The organism is Bacillus sp. DHT2 (genome assembly GCF_026241455.1).
In the GTDB taxonomy this organism is placed as follows: Bacteria; Bacillota; Bacilli; order Bacillales; family Bacillaceae_G; genus Bacillus_A; species Bacillus_A pseudomycoides.
This window is the reverse complement of the sequence record NZ_JAPHWH010000017.1, coordinates 30,843-45,334: the sequence shown is the minus strand read 5'-3', so window position 1 is coordinate 45,334 and position 14,492 is coordinate 30,843. Positions and strand designations below refer to the sequence as shown.

Genomic DNA, 14,492 nt, shown 5'->3' with positions numbered 1-14,492 from the left:
ATTCTATTTTATGCTGTAAGCCCAAACAATCGATGGATGAATTCTTTCTGGTTTTGGACAGACTGATCCCGTAAATCAATCTGTTCTTTTTTTACCATATGCATAGCTTCTATTCCAGAAATAATGGATGTAGCTGTGTGAAAGGATTTCAATCCTAACATCAAACGAACTCGCTTTTTAATAAACCGATGATCTTGTTCTACTATGTTATTGAGATATTTCACTTGCCTTAGTTGGATCCCTAATGGCATCTTTTTTTCTTTTCTCAATTCTTCAACTGCTATAGGATAAGCTGGATTCTTATCGACTGTCACGACACGAGGCTCAGAAATATGAAAAGACTGCAAAGCTTTCCTGAAGAATCGCTTTGCAGCCTTGTGTTTTCTTGCTTTGCTTAGGTAAAAATCGATGGTATTTCCTTTCGAATCGACAGCACGATACAGGTACATCCATTGACTTTTTACTTTGATATATGTTTCATCGACTCTCCAAGAGTCATTGATTTGCTTGAGATGACGACGGATTCTTTTGTCTAATTCAGGACCATACTGATGAACCCAACGCATAATCGTTGTATGAGCAACGGATAAGCCCCGTTCCTCCATCATTTCCACCAAATCACGAAAGTTCAAGTTGTACCGTAGGTACCATCGTACTGTTTGCAAAATAATATCATGATGATAATGCTTCCACTTGAATAAATTTCGCTTTTCCATACTGATCACGCACCTTTTTAGAGTAATAGTATCAGTATGTCCAAGATTTAGAGATTACTTGCAATTATCTTGAAGTTTTTGCACCAGAACCCTTTAATTAAAATGCTGTTTCTTGTATGTATTTCACAACAAACGTATACCTTTTAGGAGGTTAATCATTTTAAAAGGTTACTAACATAATTGAACCAAACTCAAAATTTTTTACGTTTGTACCTTGTAGACAAAGAAACTTTCTAAAATGTAACTAAGTGAATTTAATATCACTACTTCTAAAAATTATGATGTTACATATAGAATATGTATTATAAACTTTAAAGGAGTGTTGATATTGAAACGTATAGTTGGCGTACTTTCTACAGCATTATTAGCTGGAACTATGGTGCTAGGTGTATCTAATTCAGAGGCCTCTGCAGCTTCTCTAGTAAAATCTGTTGCACCTTATCAAGTAATGATTAAAGGAATGACTGGACCACAAATGTCAATTAATTTTAAAAACAAAGCTGATTTTGAAGATTACTTAAAAGAACATCCTGTTAATCGAAAGAACTCGAGTAATAGTAGCTTAGTAGTAAATAGAGCGGCCATACATTCGACTTTTTATAAAGATGCTGATGGTAACGGGGCTACTATAAATATACCTGCAAGTAAAAATCCTGTTAAAATTTTTAATTTCACTGGGGATTCTAATGATTCTATTTCTTCTGTTCGTACACATACTCATGGAGATTATACGATTATATATGAAGATTTTGATGGGCAAAGTCGAGCGCTTGGACTAGCAAATACGGGAGCTCTTTATAATTTAAGTGGCTCTATGGGTGATGGGGAAAGAATATGGAATGACGAAGTCTCATCTGCTACTGTAAAATCAAATTAGAACCAAAAAGAGCATAATTATGGTTCTGTTGCAAAGTTTTCTACATGAAGCTACACTCTAGAAAACAGGATCTAGGAGAATCAGACATGGGATATTTTAAAGGAAAACAATTTAAGAAAGATATTATTTTAGTAGCCGCCCTGTACTACTGCTGTTTTTCTTTAAGTTATCGCGATGTCTCTGAAATCCTGAAAGAACGCGGTATTTCAGGTCACCCAACAACCATCATGCGATGGGTTCATGAATATGGCAATCTCATCTATCAAATTTGGAAAATGAAAAATAAATCTGCACGCTTATCTTGGCATTTGGATGAGACTCATATCAAAGTTAAGGGAGAATGGCGTTATCTCTATCGTGCAATTGATAAAGATGGACACACATTGGATATTCAACTTCGTAAAAAACGAGATCATCAAGCTGCCTATGCCTTCATGAAAAGATTAGTAAACCATTTTGGAGAACCAACGGTTCTCACTACAGACAAAGCGCCAGCATTACTTTGCGCATTTAACAAATTAAGAAAACAAGGATTTTATCAAACTACAATCCATTGTACTATCAAGCATTTAAACAATCTTATTGAACAGAATCATAGGCATGTAAAGAGACGTTTTGCTAAATCCGCAGGATTTCAAAATCTTCGTCATGCTTCACGTACGATAAAAGGTATTGAAACCATTCATGCTCTATATAAACAAAGGCAAAGTCTTCAAAGAGACTCCGCCTTTTCAACGTACAATGAACTTCAACAATTACTAGCTACTTCTTAAACATTGCTCTTCATTTACCAACCTGTTTATGCTTTTTTCAAACTTTGCAACAGAACCCATTGCCCTTTCACTTTAATATAAGTTTCATCGACTCTCCATGAATCATTTGTTGTTTTAAGATGATGTCGTACTTTCTCTTCTAATTGAGGTCCATATTGATGAATCCATCGCATAATCGTTATGTGAGCTATGGATAAGCCTCGTTCCTCCATCATTTCCACTAGGTTACGGAAGCTCAAATTGTACCGTAGGTACCACCTTACTGTTAATAAGATGAGTTCCGGCTGGTAATGCTTCCATTTGAACAAATTTTCCTTTTCCATATCGATCACACACCTTTTTCTAGAGTAATACTATCAGTATGTCCAAGTTTAGGAGATTGCTTGCAAAAGTTTTAGAGTTTTTGCACCAGAACCGTTCATTCCGTAGGTGGGCTTTATCTTTATTACACAATACCAAAGTATACTCTCTTTCCCCTTAAACTTTATGTAATTATACATATTAACGGAAAATACACTAAATGAATATTAAATATAGTAAAATATAAATTGTGGACACGTTCTATAAATCAGATTCTTTTGAAAGGCGTAACATATCAATCATTATAGGGGATGTGGCGTTACTCCGATACTGATCTCAAATCTCTTGTATTTTGTGAACTAACAATCTGGTGTATATAGACGACTCTGTTTTATAGGCTGTGTTTACATCTATAACAAAGGGGTAATACGGATAGATTCGTATTAAATGGAAATGGTTCAAGTCGGAGGAAGGCACCTTAGGGTGTCTTTTCTTTATGACTTTACACAAAAGGGGGAGTGGGCGTAATCTCACCAAAATGGTGTGGTAAACCCAATTAGATAGGTTATTTTTGTATCAATCGTATTTTTCGGTGCTTCTTGTTTTTAGACATATCACTTTGCTTCTTTGATAAAAATTTTTTCCATATTTACACTTTAAAAGGAAAATAGTATTATTAAATTGTTAAAAACTGTAATTAAAGGAGTCGTTAAATTGAAGAAAAGAATTCTTATTCCGGTAATGAGTATAGGTTTTCTAGTCTTTGGTACATTTTATAGTCCTGCTCAGAATACAGTTTCCGCTCAAATTAACAATGAAAAATCATCCGTAAATGAAAGTGAGTTTTGGCTTTATGATGGGGATGCCATAAGATACTACCCTTATTTTAATACTTTTATTGGGATTGCTGATGTAAGTTCAGCTAATGAACAAGAACCAAGCCGTGTAGTATTTGAGTTTTATAATTTAATAGGTGATTTATCATATGTAACAAGTGCAACTATCCTTAATCATAAGCATTCATCTTTCCAACCATTTTCAGCCCCTATAAATTCTCTAGAAGAAGCTACCTATTCTGTAAAGGTCAAAGTGATAAACGCAAAGGTAGATCCAAATAAAGTTAAATTTGCTCATATAGAATAATACGTGTATGTATATGTACACAGTAGGAGCCTCACCATATCGAAAAATAAAATTGTATGCTAAGGACTGAAAACCCTTACTAGGACAGTATTCAAAATGAATATAATTCAATCCAATATTTAGTACAATATGATAGTTCAAGTCGGAGGAAGCCACCTTAGGGTGTCTTTTCTTTATTTTCTAAAGGACCTGCTTGCTTCTGCTAAAAAAACAATCAGAAAAGACACTCATAAGAGTGTTTTTTCTTTATGAAAAATCCCCACACAATGTGCAGGGAAAAGTGTAAGCCTTTCATTTGGATGAATACCATCAAAATAATGCATTTATTCTTTACTAGCAAAAGACCATCTATTTCCGTAGATGGTCTCTGTCTCTTCAGCTTTATTGTACATATTTAAATTATACTGCTAATCGCATACTATATTGTTATGCAATTGTGCATTAATTCTATTTTTAATATAGTAATAGTGAAAAATATCTATACTAAACTTTGGGAATATTTTGCATAAACATTATCAATTTACTGTATATTCTGTCAATGTTAAGCTATAAGTGTAATATCTGTTTGAACCATGTCCCCTAATACAAGGTTTGAATAGTCATCTCAATACGCGAGAAAAAACAAAGAAAAGGCACCTTAGAGTGTCTTTTCTTTGTTTTCTAAGGACCTGCTCATATATTATTTAAAAGCATAAAGTAATGTGAATCCGTTAAAATACATGAGTGACCCCTTGTTTTCTCCTCTTATCTAAAGGAGGAACTATTATGGGCTTTGGTGGTAGTTGTGGCGGCGGCTTTGCTGGAGGATTTGCTTTATTAGTTGTATTATTTATTTTATTAATCATAGTTGGAGCTGCTTGCTTCTGCTAAAAAACAATCAGAAAAGACATTCTTATATGGGTTCTGGTGCAAAAAGATAATGAAGAGTAAAAAGAATGAGTCATTCCTAACGGAATGACTGTTTATGCGGTAAGACCAAAGAGAATATTAATCAGTTGTATCTGCTTTTGGACAGACTTTCCCCCATGGAAAGTCTGTCCTTTTCTAATCATATGCATAGCTTCTATTCCAGCAAGTGTTTTGGTTACTGTGTGAAAAGATTGAAATCCTGGCATATACTAGACTCATTTTTTGATGAATCGATGGTCTTGTTCGACAATGTTGTTTAGATATTTCATCTGTCGGAACTTGATTCCTGCTGGTAAGTTTCCTGCTTTTTGTGATTGTTTCACAGCTTTTGGATAGGCTGGATTTTTATCAACTGTGAGGACACGAGGTTTTGAGGTATGACAAGAAGCTAAAGCCTTTTTGAAGAAACGTTTAGCTGATTTCGCTTTTCTATTTTTACTTAAATAAAAATCAACGGTTTTTCCCCCGGAATCCACAGCACGATACAAGTACATCCATTTTCCCTTCACTTTGATATATGTTTCATCGACACGCCAGAAATTATTTGTTTTCTTCAAATGACGACGAACGCGCTTATCTAGATCCGCCCCATATCGATGAACCCAACACATAATCGTTGTATGAGAAATGGATAAATCACGTTCCTCCAACATCTCCACCAAATCTCGATAACTTAAACTGTACCGGAGGTACCATCTAACTGCTAATAGAATAATCTCCGGCTCATAATGCCTCCATTTAAAATCCACTGGTTTCTTCATCGTCGTACACGCTCTTTATTTATGAATATTTTCAGTGTACACAATGACAGTATTTTTTGCACCAGAACCAAGCTGACTATGGTATCATACAATCTGTCAGTGGCTATATTGATACAATAGAATAGTTATCCTTAATTGACTCAACTTCTTTCAAGATTTTTAGTAGAGGAGTATAGCAACTTAAATAGAATCAATGAGCAAGCTGTAAAGAACATATTATACAAAAGAGCATCCTTTAAATGGATGCTCTTTTGCAACTCTTATTTCACATATAGAAAAGCTTCGTTTGCAGTAATATAGTATGTTTTACCTTTGCTATTGTGTACCTTATACTGCGGAGAACCATTTACACTTACCTTTGCATCAATTGCAAATCCTAATCCTGCATCTAAAGTACCAGCAACATCCTTATCCTGCCAAGATGGAGAATCATAGAAACGTAAGTTGGTTACTTTGGACACAATACGTTTTCCTACAATAGATGAATCCACTGTGCTTTTCTTATCGAATTTAACATAAGAAGAATCGTATTTAATCCATTGCTCTCCACCAAGATTTAACCATCCATCTTTTTCAGCCCACACAATATATGATTCTGGTTTATTTAACTGACGAATAACAGAATAGCTTGCATCAGGACCTTTACGTAAATTCACATTGTAGTCTTGAATGTACGCTAAACCATCAGTTACAGCAGTAGGCTTTTCTTCTGGTTTAGATGGTTGCTCAGGAACAGAAACTTCAATATTAGCATTATTGTATGCATGCTTCACCTCTGCACGGAATTGAGCTTTTGATACTCCGTGACTCCGTAAATAGTCTAGTGGGTCTTCGTGATCTGTACCGCCAAGATGATGCATTACGTCGTTATGCGTCCATAGTCCTTTTTCTACGCTAATACCACGGTCGCGCAAAATCTTTGCAAGCAATTTCACGTATTTATCGTATGAACGTTTGAATTTTTCATAGTCTCGTGTTTCACATAACTCTACATGTACAAATCGTTTATTTGCACCAGGTCCTGCACCATATGCGATGTATTTTGTATTAGCAATCTGAATTATTTCGTTCCAATCGACTGCATAGTGAACGAATGCGTTGCGCCATGTACGAGACTCATACTTTTGAATATTAATAGCCGGTGCTTCTGGAGTTGCTGTACTATGCGCCACAACGCCCTCGTAAGCTCCTACGCCATAACGGTATGGCACTTTAGGTAAATCATCGATAATAAGCGTTCTACCAGCAAAAGCCCCTGTCGCAAAGCTTAACAGGAGCAATAGAGTCATAAATACAGAGGAAGCTAGTTTAATTGATTTTTTCATTAAGCATCTTCTCCATTTTCTTCGTGGTCTGTCCAAATACCTAGAGCGATTCCAAATAAATAAACAGCCTTTTCCACCTTATCCAAGTTGCCTTCGAATCCGGTCATTCCAAAGACTGATAAAATTAATCCAAAGCATGAAAAAAGCGCAACCCATGTTTTCCAGTTGCGCAAACGTTTTAAAATATTTTCTTTTGTAAGTGGCATATTTTAAACACCTCCTTTCAAGAGTAATCCAATAAGTGCTGTTACAATCGCACCAATGATAATCCGGAGAATCCAGGTAGTATTAGCGCTGATTTTATCTAACTGTTTATTAATGTTTATGATGTCTTTTTCGTTGCCTAAAGTACGTGACTCTAAGTTTCGAATATCCTGCTGCATTACTTTTTGTTCGGACTTAATATCTTTTTGATCTGATCTAATTTGTTGGATTTCTTGCTTTAACTCGATAATTTCTTGCATCGTTTCACTCCTTTCAAAATAAAAAAGACCAGCTTATTGCTGCTCTGTAGGTTCGGTTGGTGTTTCTTGTGGGTATTCTCCCAATAAAATATACTCAATTATTTAGTACTAGTTTGTCGTACAGACCCTCTAAAAGGTTCTGGTGCAAATATATGAAGAAGAACGCGGATAATAGTAGATTCCTAGTGAAATCGTATTTTATGCTATAAGTCTAAACACTTGGTGGATGAACTCCTTTTGATTTTGGACAGACTGATTCCGTAAATCAATCTGTCCCTTTTTTATCATATGCATGGCTTCAATACCACTCAATATAGAAGTTGCAGTTTTAAATGACTTAAATCCCAACATAGAACGCACACTTTTCTTAATAAAACGATGATCTTGTTCCACTATATTATTGAGATACCTAACTTGCCTTATTTTTATGCCTTCGGGCATATGCTTCTCTTCTTTCAACGCTCGAATCGCTACAGGATAGGCAGAGTTTTTATCTACTGTTATCACACGAGGTTTAGAAATGTACGAAAAAGCCAAGGCTTTCTTGAAAAAGCGCTTGGCTGCTTGTTTATCTCTTGATTTACTTAGATAAAAATCAATGGTATTCCCTTCTGAATCAACGGCACGATATACATACATCCATTGCCCTTTCACTTTAATATAAGTTTCATCGACTCTCCATGAATCATTTGTTGTTTTAAGATGATGTCGTACTTTCGCTTCTAATTGAGGTCCATATTGATGAACCCATCGCATAATCGTTGTGTGAGCTATGGTACTCCGTATCCGAACTCACTCTCATCCCACCCTTAAAAGGGGTGCTGTCGCACCGTAGTGGGCTTTCCCGTTCGGGAAATCTGTAATAAAACATCGATGTAAATTTGTTTCCTGCCCATGTTTCCTCCTAGGTTGTCTGTTTCGCTAGTTTTCTTTGAGTTGGTGTCGTTGCTACTTCCATCGGGCCCCATTTATAACGTCTAATTCTGTTGAAAAATGGTGTGTGAATTATATTTTCTATGGTCCATCCTTGAATATTGATCCGTTAATCAACCATGGTTCTCTTAATACCATTTTCTTCAGCTATCTTATAATCTTCCCAAGTCGGAACAGGATAGTATTCCATAACCATTCCACTTTCTTACTCCAATTACCCATGCTCATCAAACATCACACCTTTAACAACAGGACTATTCTTCTCATAATGTTCCCGGTTGTGGCAGTCCTGCGATCTTTTCTTTGGTGACTTGAATACGTGTTTTTTAATATCTTTATAAAGAATAGCCTCAGCGTTTATGAAGTCTTTAAACAAACTAATCGCTGAACCGCTCCTTTCATTCTCGAATCGAGGCACGAAAACAACTTAGTGTATAGGACAACACTGCCATTTTTCATTTCCGGTCATGCCTTGATTCCAAAATAAAGATCCACTCAAACGAACGACTCTAATCTTTTATTCTTATCTAACATCGAAAGTTTGGAGCATTTTAAACTAAAATTAAAAGGCATGAGCCCTTTAAAATATCGGACCCATGCTCAAAAAAGCTACTTAAATTTTTTGTCTAACTTTTTGGGTTCAATTCAATAAGAGCCGATTTTTAAACTATCTAAGCCACTTTGTATAACTCTCATCGAAATACATCCAACCTTCAACACCTTCACCCGTTACATAAATCCAATTTTCGTAACGATAATGAACATCGTAAGCAGATTGTTTTGTAATTTCATTTACAATAGGATCTCCAGTGGAAGCACCTTTTCTAAGATTGATGTTTGTGCCAGAAATCCAAACAACCCCTTGTGTTTTTCCATCTTTATTAATTTTACAAACATCTTGACATATCCAATTATTTTCTGCAATTTTATACCGGAAACGACTACCATCATAATGCCAATCTAAGTATACATGACCACTTCCTTTGGGAACATCACCAACGTGCTCTGATGTTTCACTAGGCGCTGAGTATACCTTTGAATGGGGCTGTGTGACAGTGATAAAACCTATATTATTTGTTTCCCATCCAGAAGGTAACGAAATGGTCTTTCGAGTATCTACATCTGTAGGATCAGAACCATTTCCAGTGTTGCCACCGTCCCCTTTCCCCAAGTAGTCTAACGGGTTCACAGCATTACTCTTATTAATATTCCAGCCACCTTTATGCAATTCAAAATGTAAGTGCTGACCATAAGCCTGTCCCGTACTTCCCATAACTCCAATTGTTTGTCCTTGTGTAACATAATCGCCTTCTTTAACCGTTCGAGAACCACTACGCATATGAGCGTATACAGTTTCCCATGTAACTCCATCAATGGTGTGCACAATCATAATACATTCACCATAACTAGATGAAAAATAAGAACGACTAACTTTCCCGCTAGCCGCTGCATAAATTGGATGATAACCCGCTTCAGCAAGGTCTACCCCATGATGATCTGGTCTGTCACCTCTAAAACCGCTTGTTACTCTCATTGTGTCTGTTGGATAAATAAATTTTGCCATATTCATCTTCCTTTCTATTTTTACAGAATATAAAAAAGGTCCTTACATGAGCACCTTCGTTCACTGTCTATATTTATTATTTTTTGGATATATTATAGTTTTTCAAATCTTAAGATGAGTAGAACAAAAAGCCCTCCGTCGTTACCTAACATCAAAATGTTCTTTTTTAACCATGTACTGTTTCCAAGTCATAACATAGGCTGTTCATACCAAACTGCACTTAAAATAAGATACGGTATTTTATCATTAGTTACATTACCCGTAAAATATCCACCTTGTGCTTGACTATACATCTAAGTTCCCATCCAATCGGATATTTAGATGTAGTAATACCAAGACCTATTGGTTACAGAGGGTTTTCAGGAGGATCAGTTTAGAAACTAGTATCCTATTATATCCCGCTTTATCTTAAGAAATTTGAAAGTTTGGATCATTTTAAACTATCTAAGCCACTTTGTATAACTCTCATCGAAATACATCCAACCTTCAACACCTTCACCCGTTACATAAATCCAATTCTCATAACGATAATGAACATCGTAAGCAGAATGTTTTGTAATTTTATTTATAATAGGATCTCCAGTGGAAGCACCTTTTCTAAGATTGATGTTTGTGCCAGAAATCCAAACAACCCCTTTTGTTTTTCCGTCTTTATTAATTTTACAAACGTCTTCACGGATCCAATTATTTTCTGCAATTTTATACCAGAAACGACTACCATCATAATGCCAATCTAAGTATACATGGCCACTTCCTTTGGGAACATCACCAACGTGCTCTGATGTTTCACTATGCGCTGAGTATACCTTTGAATGGGGCTGTGTGACAGTGATAGAACCTATATTATTTGTTTCCCATCCAGAAGGTAACGAAAGGTTCTTTCGAGTATCCACATCTGCAGAATCAGTTCCTCCATTAAAATCCACATATTGTTTAACAATTTCAGCGTAGAAAAAATTTCCCCCATTTTTATATCGATAGCCACCATTATATGCCACAGCGATAGGGTGACTATATCGAACCATAGCGCCAGTGTTATTTCCAAGAGATGGTGCAACAACAGTTTTAGAATACAGATCTGCCACCGGTAGTGAATGCTGTTTATTGTTAGAAGCTAACCAACGGATATACGCACGTCCAAAATTATATGTTTGAACAATAGCACTTAAATCAGTAATACCGTACTTCTTTGCATCTGCAAAAGATCCTTTTAAGTGCATTACTCCGTAATGAATGGACTCCTTAGGGTTGTTAATTGAATTCATAGGCCTTCCTTGGGATTCGCTTGACTGCATAATATCGGGGGTCTGTTCGGAATTCCCACCACTTTCCACCATAATAATTCCAAGCACATAAGGTACTAACTCAGATTCAGGGATTTAATCCATTAACTATTGCACGTATGGCTGGTCATCAGCATATTGAATCCCAATACCACTACCAAAAGCATATTGAATTTTTCATAGATTCTAAGGCATATGAAGCAATCTTATTAAACCGTTTAATAAATACATCTAGAGATGTAAACTATCATTCTACGCTTGCAATAAAGGATCTAATTAACAGGTCCCTAGCGCCTCAGGAAATGTTTGAATATAAAGAGGAAGTTGAAATTGGTTATCGCACAGATGAATTAAGACGATGTGAATCTAGACTTTGTATTTTCTGCTCCAAAAATTGGATCCCTCGTGAAGAAATAGAAAGTAATTTCAAAGAAATTATTGAATTAAAAACTGAATACAACAAAAAACTTAAAATTAGAGCACAAACACTATCGAGGATTTATAAGGATATTAAAATAGAATATAAGTCTTGTAGATTAAACCCTTTAGAACTAGCTGAACTGGCTAGAGAATCCAAGTTAACAAACGGAGAAATTCATGATTATGCTATGCTTATTTCAAAAATTTTTGAATAAAAAGGTGAGATAATTGAGTAAATTAAAAAACCCAAAAGGTGCTGGTCGTAAAAGAAAATATGATAATCCAGAAGAACAAACTAGATTAAAGAAATTAGTTTATCTTTACAGACAAAAAAACCCTTCTGGAATAATCAGAATCTCTCATTTAGTAAGATTTTCAGAAGAAATGCGTAAAATAAAACCAGACGAATTTCCTTCAACATATAATAAAGATGTTTGGGCTAAATGGGGAAGAGAAATAATTAATCTAGCAAACGAGCCCATTACTATTAAAGTAGAATCAGAATCAGGTGATAATCATGAAATACCTAACTTTTCTGATATTGTTGATAAATATATCCATGATAAACCAAAACTTTTAGAACATCTTTTAACATGTGAAAATTTATTGCATGAGTCACTGACTCAAAATAACAACTTAACATCACGAAATAATATACTCAAAGAGCAAATTAAAACATTAAAACTGGAAATATCTAAGCTAGAGGGCACTATCAAAAAATATGAAAAAATGACCTTAGAAATGGCTCATCATAGTGGTGTTGAAAAATATAGAGCAAAATATGGTTTAAAAAACCAAATATCTGTATCGAAAAACCATAATGCCTTTGATAATTTGGACGACCTTCGTTCATTTCTTGAACCGGGATTAAATGCAAAAAAAGCAAAAGTTGAAAATGAAATTAGACAAGAAGAAAATCTTATGTTGGCAAACTGGAAAAAACTACGTAATTAAATTTAGTAGTTTTGTAATAGGGGTCACTATACATGCCCATCAACTTAAGAAAACAAATCCATTAGTAACCTTTTTTCCTTATTAAGCTAACGGGTTCTGATTTGAAGTACAAAATTAAAAATAGCCATTTAAAAAGAGGTGCAATTAGCCCCTCTTTTGTATTTATTTTAGCAATTAAATTAGCACCCAAATTGGTTAACTTTTGATAATATTAGTTGTTGGTTTGTAATAAAGTTCGATCAAAAACATGCTACAAAAATTGATTTTTCAACAGAAGAAACCCAAACATTTTGAAAAAAGTTTGGTCAAAATGCTTGGGGTGTTTGTTGCTAGTGAATAATTTTTTATAAAAAAGTTTAATCATTTTCTATCTGTGTTTGCTCAACAATCGTGCCCTTTTCTGGAACAACAACATTTTCTATTAATGATTTTTCATCCACTCTTATTTATTTAATATATAGTGATTATATAATTCGTTTTCTATTGTCTGTTGACTCAGATAAGTAAATCCACATTTTTCAATAACTTTATTTGATGAAACGTTGTTAATTAAAGCTACTACGTTAATGACATCTAAATTTGTATTTGTAAACAAATAGTTAATCAATCCTGTAGACGCTTTAGTAGCGTATCCTTTCTTTTGATATTCACTTGAAATGGCATACATTATTTCTCTATTCGGTGAAGGTAGCTCATCTTTAATACCTGCACAGCACCAACCAATAAATTCATCTGTTTCCTTAATAAATACCCCTAGTTTTAAAAAATGACCATCTATGTTTGATGTATTTACAGCGGCATCAAGAAATGCTTTATTTGCTGGTATTTCATAATTGGTAACCCAATCTACCCTTTGTTCTTTTGTTGATTTCCAGTCTGGCAAGAAATTATATATTTCGGGTTGATTTGAAATTCTGTATATACTATCTGCATCTTTAATGGAAAACTCTTGGAGATAGATATCTCCGCAATCTATTCTAAATAATCTTTCTGATGTTTTATGCTTCATAACTCTTCCCCTTGTAAGTCATATTTTCATTACTTCTTTTATTGAGCAATCTTATTCCATTTAACTCCCTTTCCTTAATAGCAATTATCTCAAAATTTAATTATTTATACAATCACATATTCCAGAATATGGTCCTTTAGTGGGGTAACTTTATTGCTACTCAACAGTTCCTTAATCCGCCTTTCAGTTCAGATCTTCTTTTCACTCTAAAAACATCCCTTTAGATAAACAGATCCAAAGGGACAAAACATCGCAACTTTTTTATAAACGTCGCGACTTTATTCAAAACATCGCGTCTTTTTTATAAATACCGTGACTTTATTTAAAAGCGACATTAGTTTATCACTAATTTGTCCGAACGGTTTCTTGGAGTTTTTCCATCACCCTTGATAAAGCTAAAATTGAATTGGTTGTTTCAAATTCTCCAACGCTTAAGGAATGATTTGCATTTTGGATAACATCAACCATTACATTTGATTTACTTAATTGGTCAAGTTGATTTGCATTGTAATAATGGTCTTTATCCCCGATAACTAGAAGCCCTTGATGAGGACTATTCAAGATTGAGTCAAAAATCGAATCGAAATTTATTAGAGGGGTGAGTAATATCATTTTTGACTTTAAGAATTCCTCTTTCTTCATTAAGTCATTCGCAATTGGAATTGTTCCGAGTGATTTTCCTAAAAAAATCGTTTTGTTGTATTGTCCATTTTTTAAAACATCTGAAATCACAGGATTAATATCAGCCATCATTATTTTTGTTATTTCTTCGATCGGTTTTTCCATCATTTGATTATCGTAAGAATAATGAATATGGACAACATCGATTTTGTTTTGAAGCATTAACATCGTCGAATAATAAAACAAGGGTTTATCATAATTGTAACCTGAACCTGAAAACATGAAGCAAATTGTTTTGGAACCCTTTTCTATATGTGTATAACGAATCGTTTTGTCGTTTACTTGTATTTCCTTTTTATTTACTTTCATAATTTTCTCCTCCGAAACTTTTATAATTTAATAACATAAATTGCTAATTGTTTAATGGAAAGAGGCTTTTG

Annotated in this window: 14 protein-coding genes and 4 pseudogenes; 6 read left to right on the top strand and 12 right to left on the bottom strand. The window is 34.6% G+C overall.

Going from position 1 to position 14,492, the window contains the following annotated elements; translation table 11 throughout:
* Positions 1 to 8: 8 nt before the first annotated feature.
* Positions 9 to 716 carry an IS6 family transposase gene (locus ORL93_RS26775; protein ID WP_265959927.1) on the bottom strand — a complete coding sequence of 236 codons (708 nt, stop codon included), beginning with the start codon at positions 714 to 716 and terminating at the stop codon, positions 9 to 11.
* Positions 717 to 1,044: 328 nt separating this feature from the next.
* On the opposite strand from ORL93_RS26775, the gene ORL93_RS26770 reads away from it, so the two are divergent.
* Both ORL93_RS26770 and ORL93_RS26765 read left to right on the top strand, forming a co-directional pair.
* Positions 1,045 to 1,593 (top strand): hypothetical protein, encoded by a 549-nt coding sequence (locus ORL93_RS26770; protein ID WP_265959926.1) that lies wholly within the window; start codon positions 1,045 to 1,047, stop codon positions 1,591 to 1,593.
* Between the two features lie 86 nt (positions 1,594 to 1,679).
* A complete protein-coding gene (locus ORL93_RS26765; RefSeq protein WP_265959925.1) occupies positions 1,680 to 2,366 on the top strand; it encodes an IS6 family transposase in 687 nt (228 codons plus the stop codon).
* Between the two features lie 47 nt (positions 2,367 to 2,413).
* On the opposite strand, the pseudogene ORL93_RS26760 reads toward ORL93_RS26765, so the two are convergent.
* Positions 2,414 to 2,689: pseudogene (locus ORL93_RS26760) on the bottom strand (IS6 family transposase); the annotation flags it as partial.
* 691 nt (positions 2,690 to 3,380) lie between these two features.
* On the opposite strand from ORL93_RS26760, the gene ORL93_RS26755 reads away from it, so the two are divergent.
* The gene (locus ORL93_RS26755) at positions 3,381 to 3,809 is read left to right on the top strand and encodes a hypothetical protein (protein ID WP_098161351.1); all 429 of its coding nucleotides are present in this window, start codon (positions 3,381 to 3,383) and stop codon (positions 3,807 to 3,809) included.
* A gap of 765 nt (positions 3,810 to 4,574) precedes the next feature.
* Complete coding sequence (locus ORL93_RS26750; RefSeq protein ID WP_000505684.1) at positions 4,575 to 4,679, top strand: YjcZ family sporulation protein; 105 nt, start codon at positions 4,575 to 4,577, stop codon at positions 4,677 to 4,679.
* Between the two features lie 92 nt (positions 4,680 to 4,771).
* Here ORL93_RS26750 and ORL93_RS26745 read toward each other — a convergent pair.
* The 8 genes and pseudogenes from ORL93_RS26745 to ORL93_RS26710 form a co-directional block, all read right to left on the bottom strand.
* Positions 4,772 to 5,479: pseudogene (locus ORL93_RS26745) on the bottom strand (IS6 family transposase).
* 260 nt (positions 5,480 to 5,739) lie between these two features.
* On the bottom strand, positions 5,740 to 6,804 hold the full coding sequence (locus ORL93_RS26740; protein ID WP_265959923.1) for an N-acetylmuramoyl-L-alanine amidase: 1,065 nt from the start codon (positions 6,802 to 6,804) through the stop codon (positions 5,740 to 5,742).
* Entirely contained in the window at positions 6,804 to 7,010 is a 207-nt protein-coding gene (locus ORL93_RS26735) for a hypothetical protein (RefSeq protein WP_265959922.1), read from the bottom strand. Before ORL93_RS26735 ends, ORL93_RS26740 begins: the two co-directional genes overlap by 1 nt.
* A gap of 3 nt (positions 7,011 to 7,013) precedes the next feature.
* A complete protein-coding gene (locus ORL93_RS26730) occupies positions 7,014 to 7,268 on the bottom strand; it encodes a hemolysin XhlA family protein (RefSeq protein WP_006097576.1) in 255 nt (84 codons plus the stop codon).
* A 198-nt stretch (positions 7,269 to 7,466) separates the two neighbouring features.
* Positions 7,467 to 8,045 (bottom strand): annotated as a pseudogene (locus ORL93_RS26725) (IS6 family transposase); the annotation flags it as partial.
* Between the two features lie 370 nt (positions 8,046 to 8,415).
* Positions 8,416 to 8,619 (bottom strand): hypothetical protein, encoded by a 204-nt coding sequence (locus ORL93_RS26720; RefSeq protein WP_265959971.1) that lies wholly within the window; start codon positions 8,617 to 8,619, stop codon positions 8,416 to 8,418.
* Positions 8,620 to 8,868: 249 nt separating this feature from the next.
* A complete protein-coding gene (locus ORL93_RS26715) occupies positions 8,869 to 9,765 on the bottom strand; it encodes a M23 family metallopeptidase (protein WP_265959921.1) in 897 nt (298 codons plus the stop codon).
* A 440-nt stretch (positions 9,766 to 10,205) separates the two neighbouring features.
* Positions 10,206 to 11,135 (bottom strand): annotated as a pseudogene (locus ORL93_RS26710) (lysozyme family protein); the annotation flags it as partial.
* A 32-nt stretch (positions 11,136 to 11,167) separates the two neighbouring features.
* Here ORL93_RS26710 and ORL93_RS26705 point away from each other — a divergent pair.
* Together ORL93_RS26705 and ORL93_RS26700 are read left to right on the top strand one after the other, a co-directional pair.
* Positions 11,168 to 11,683 (top strand): hypothetical protein, encoded by a 516-nt coding sequence (locus ORL93_RS26705; RefSeq protein ID WP_265959920.1) that lies wholly within the window; start codon positions 11,168 to 11,170, stop codon positions 11,681 to 11,683.
* Positions 11,684 to 11,696: 13 nt separating this feature from the next.
* On the top strand, positions 11,697 to 12,422 hold the full coding sequence (locus ORL93_RS26700; RefSeq protein ID WP_265959919.1) for a hypothetical protein: 726 nt from the start codon (positions 11,697 to 11,699) through the stop codon (positions 12,420 to 12,422).
* 442 nt (positions 12,423 to 12,864) lie between these two features.
* Here ORL93_RS26700 and ORL93_RS26695 read toward each other — a convergent pair whose 3' ends face one another.
* Both ORL93_RS26695 and ORL93_RS26690 read right to left on the bottom strand, forming a co-directional pair.
* Positions 12,865 to 13,431, bottom strand: coding sequence for a GNAT family N-acetyltransferase (locus ORL93_RS26695; protein WP_265959918.1), 567 nt, complete (start codon positions 13,429 to 13,431; stop codon positions 12,865 to 12,867).
* 345 nt (positions 13,432 to 13,776) lie between these two features.
* Positions 13,777 to 14,421: an alpha/beta family hydrolase gene (locus ORL93_RS26690; RefSeq protein WP_265959917.1), complete on the bottom strand. Its 645-nt coding sequence runs from the start codon at positions 14,419 to 14,421 to the stop codon at positions 13,777 to 13,779.
* Positions 14,422 to 14,492: the final 71 nt, after the last annotated feature.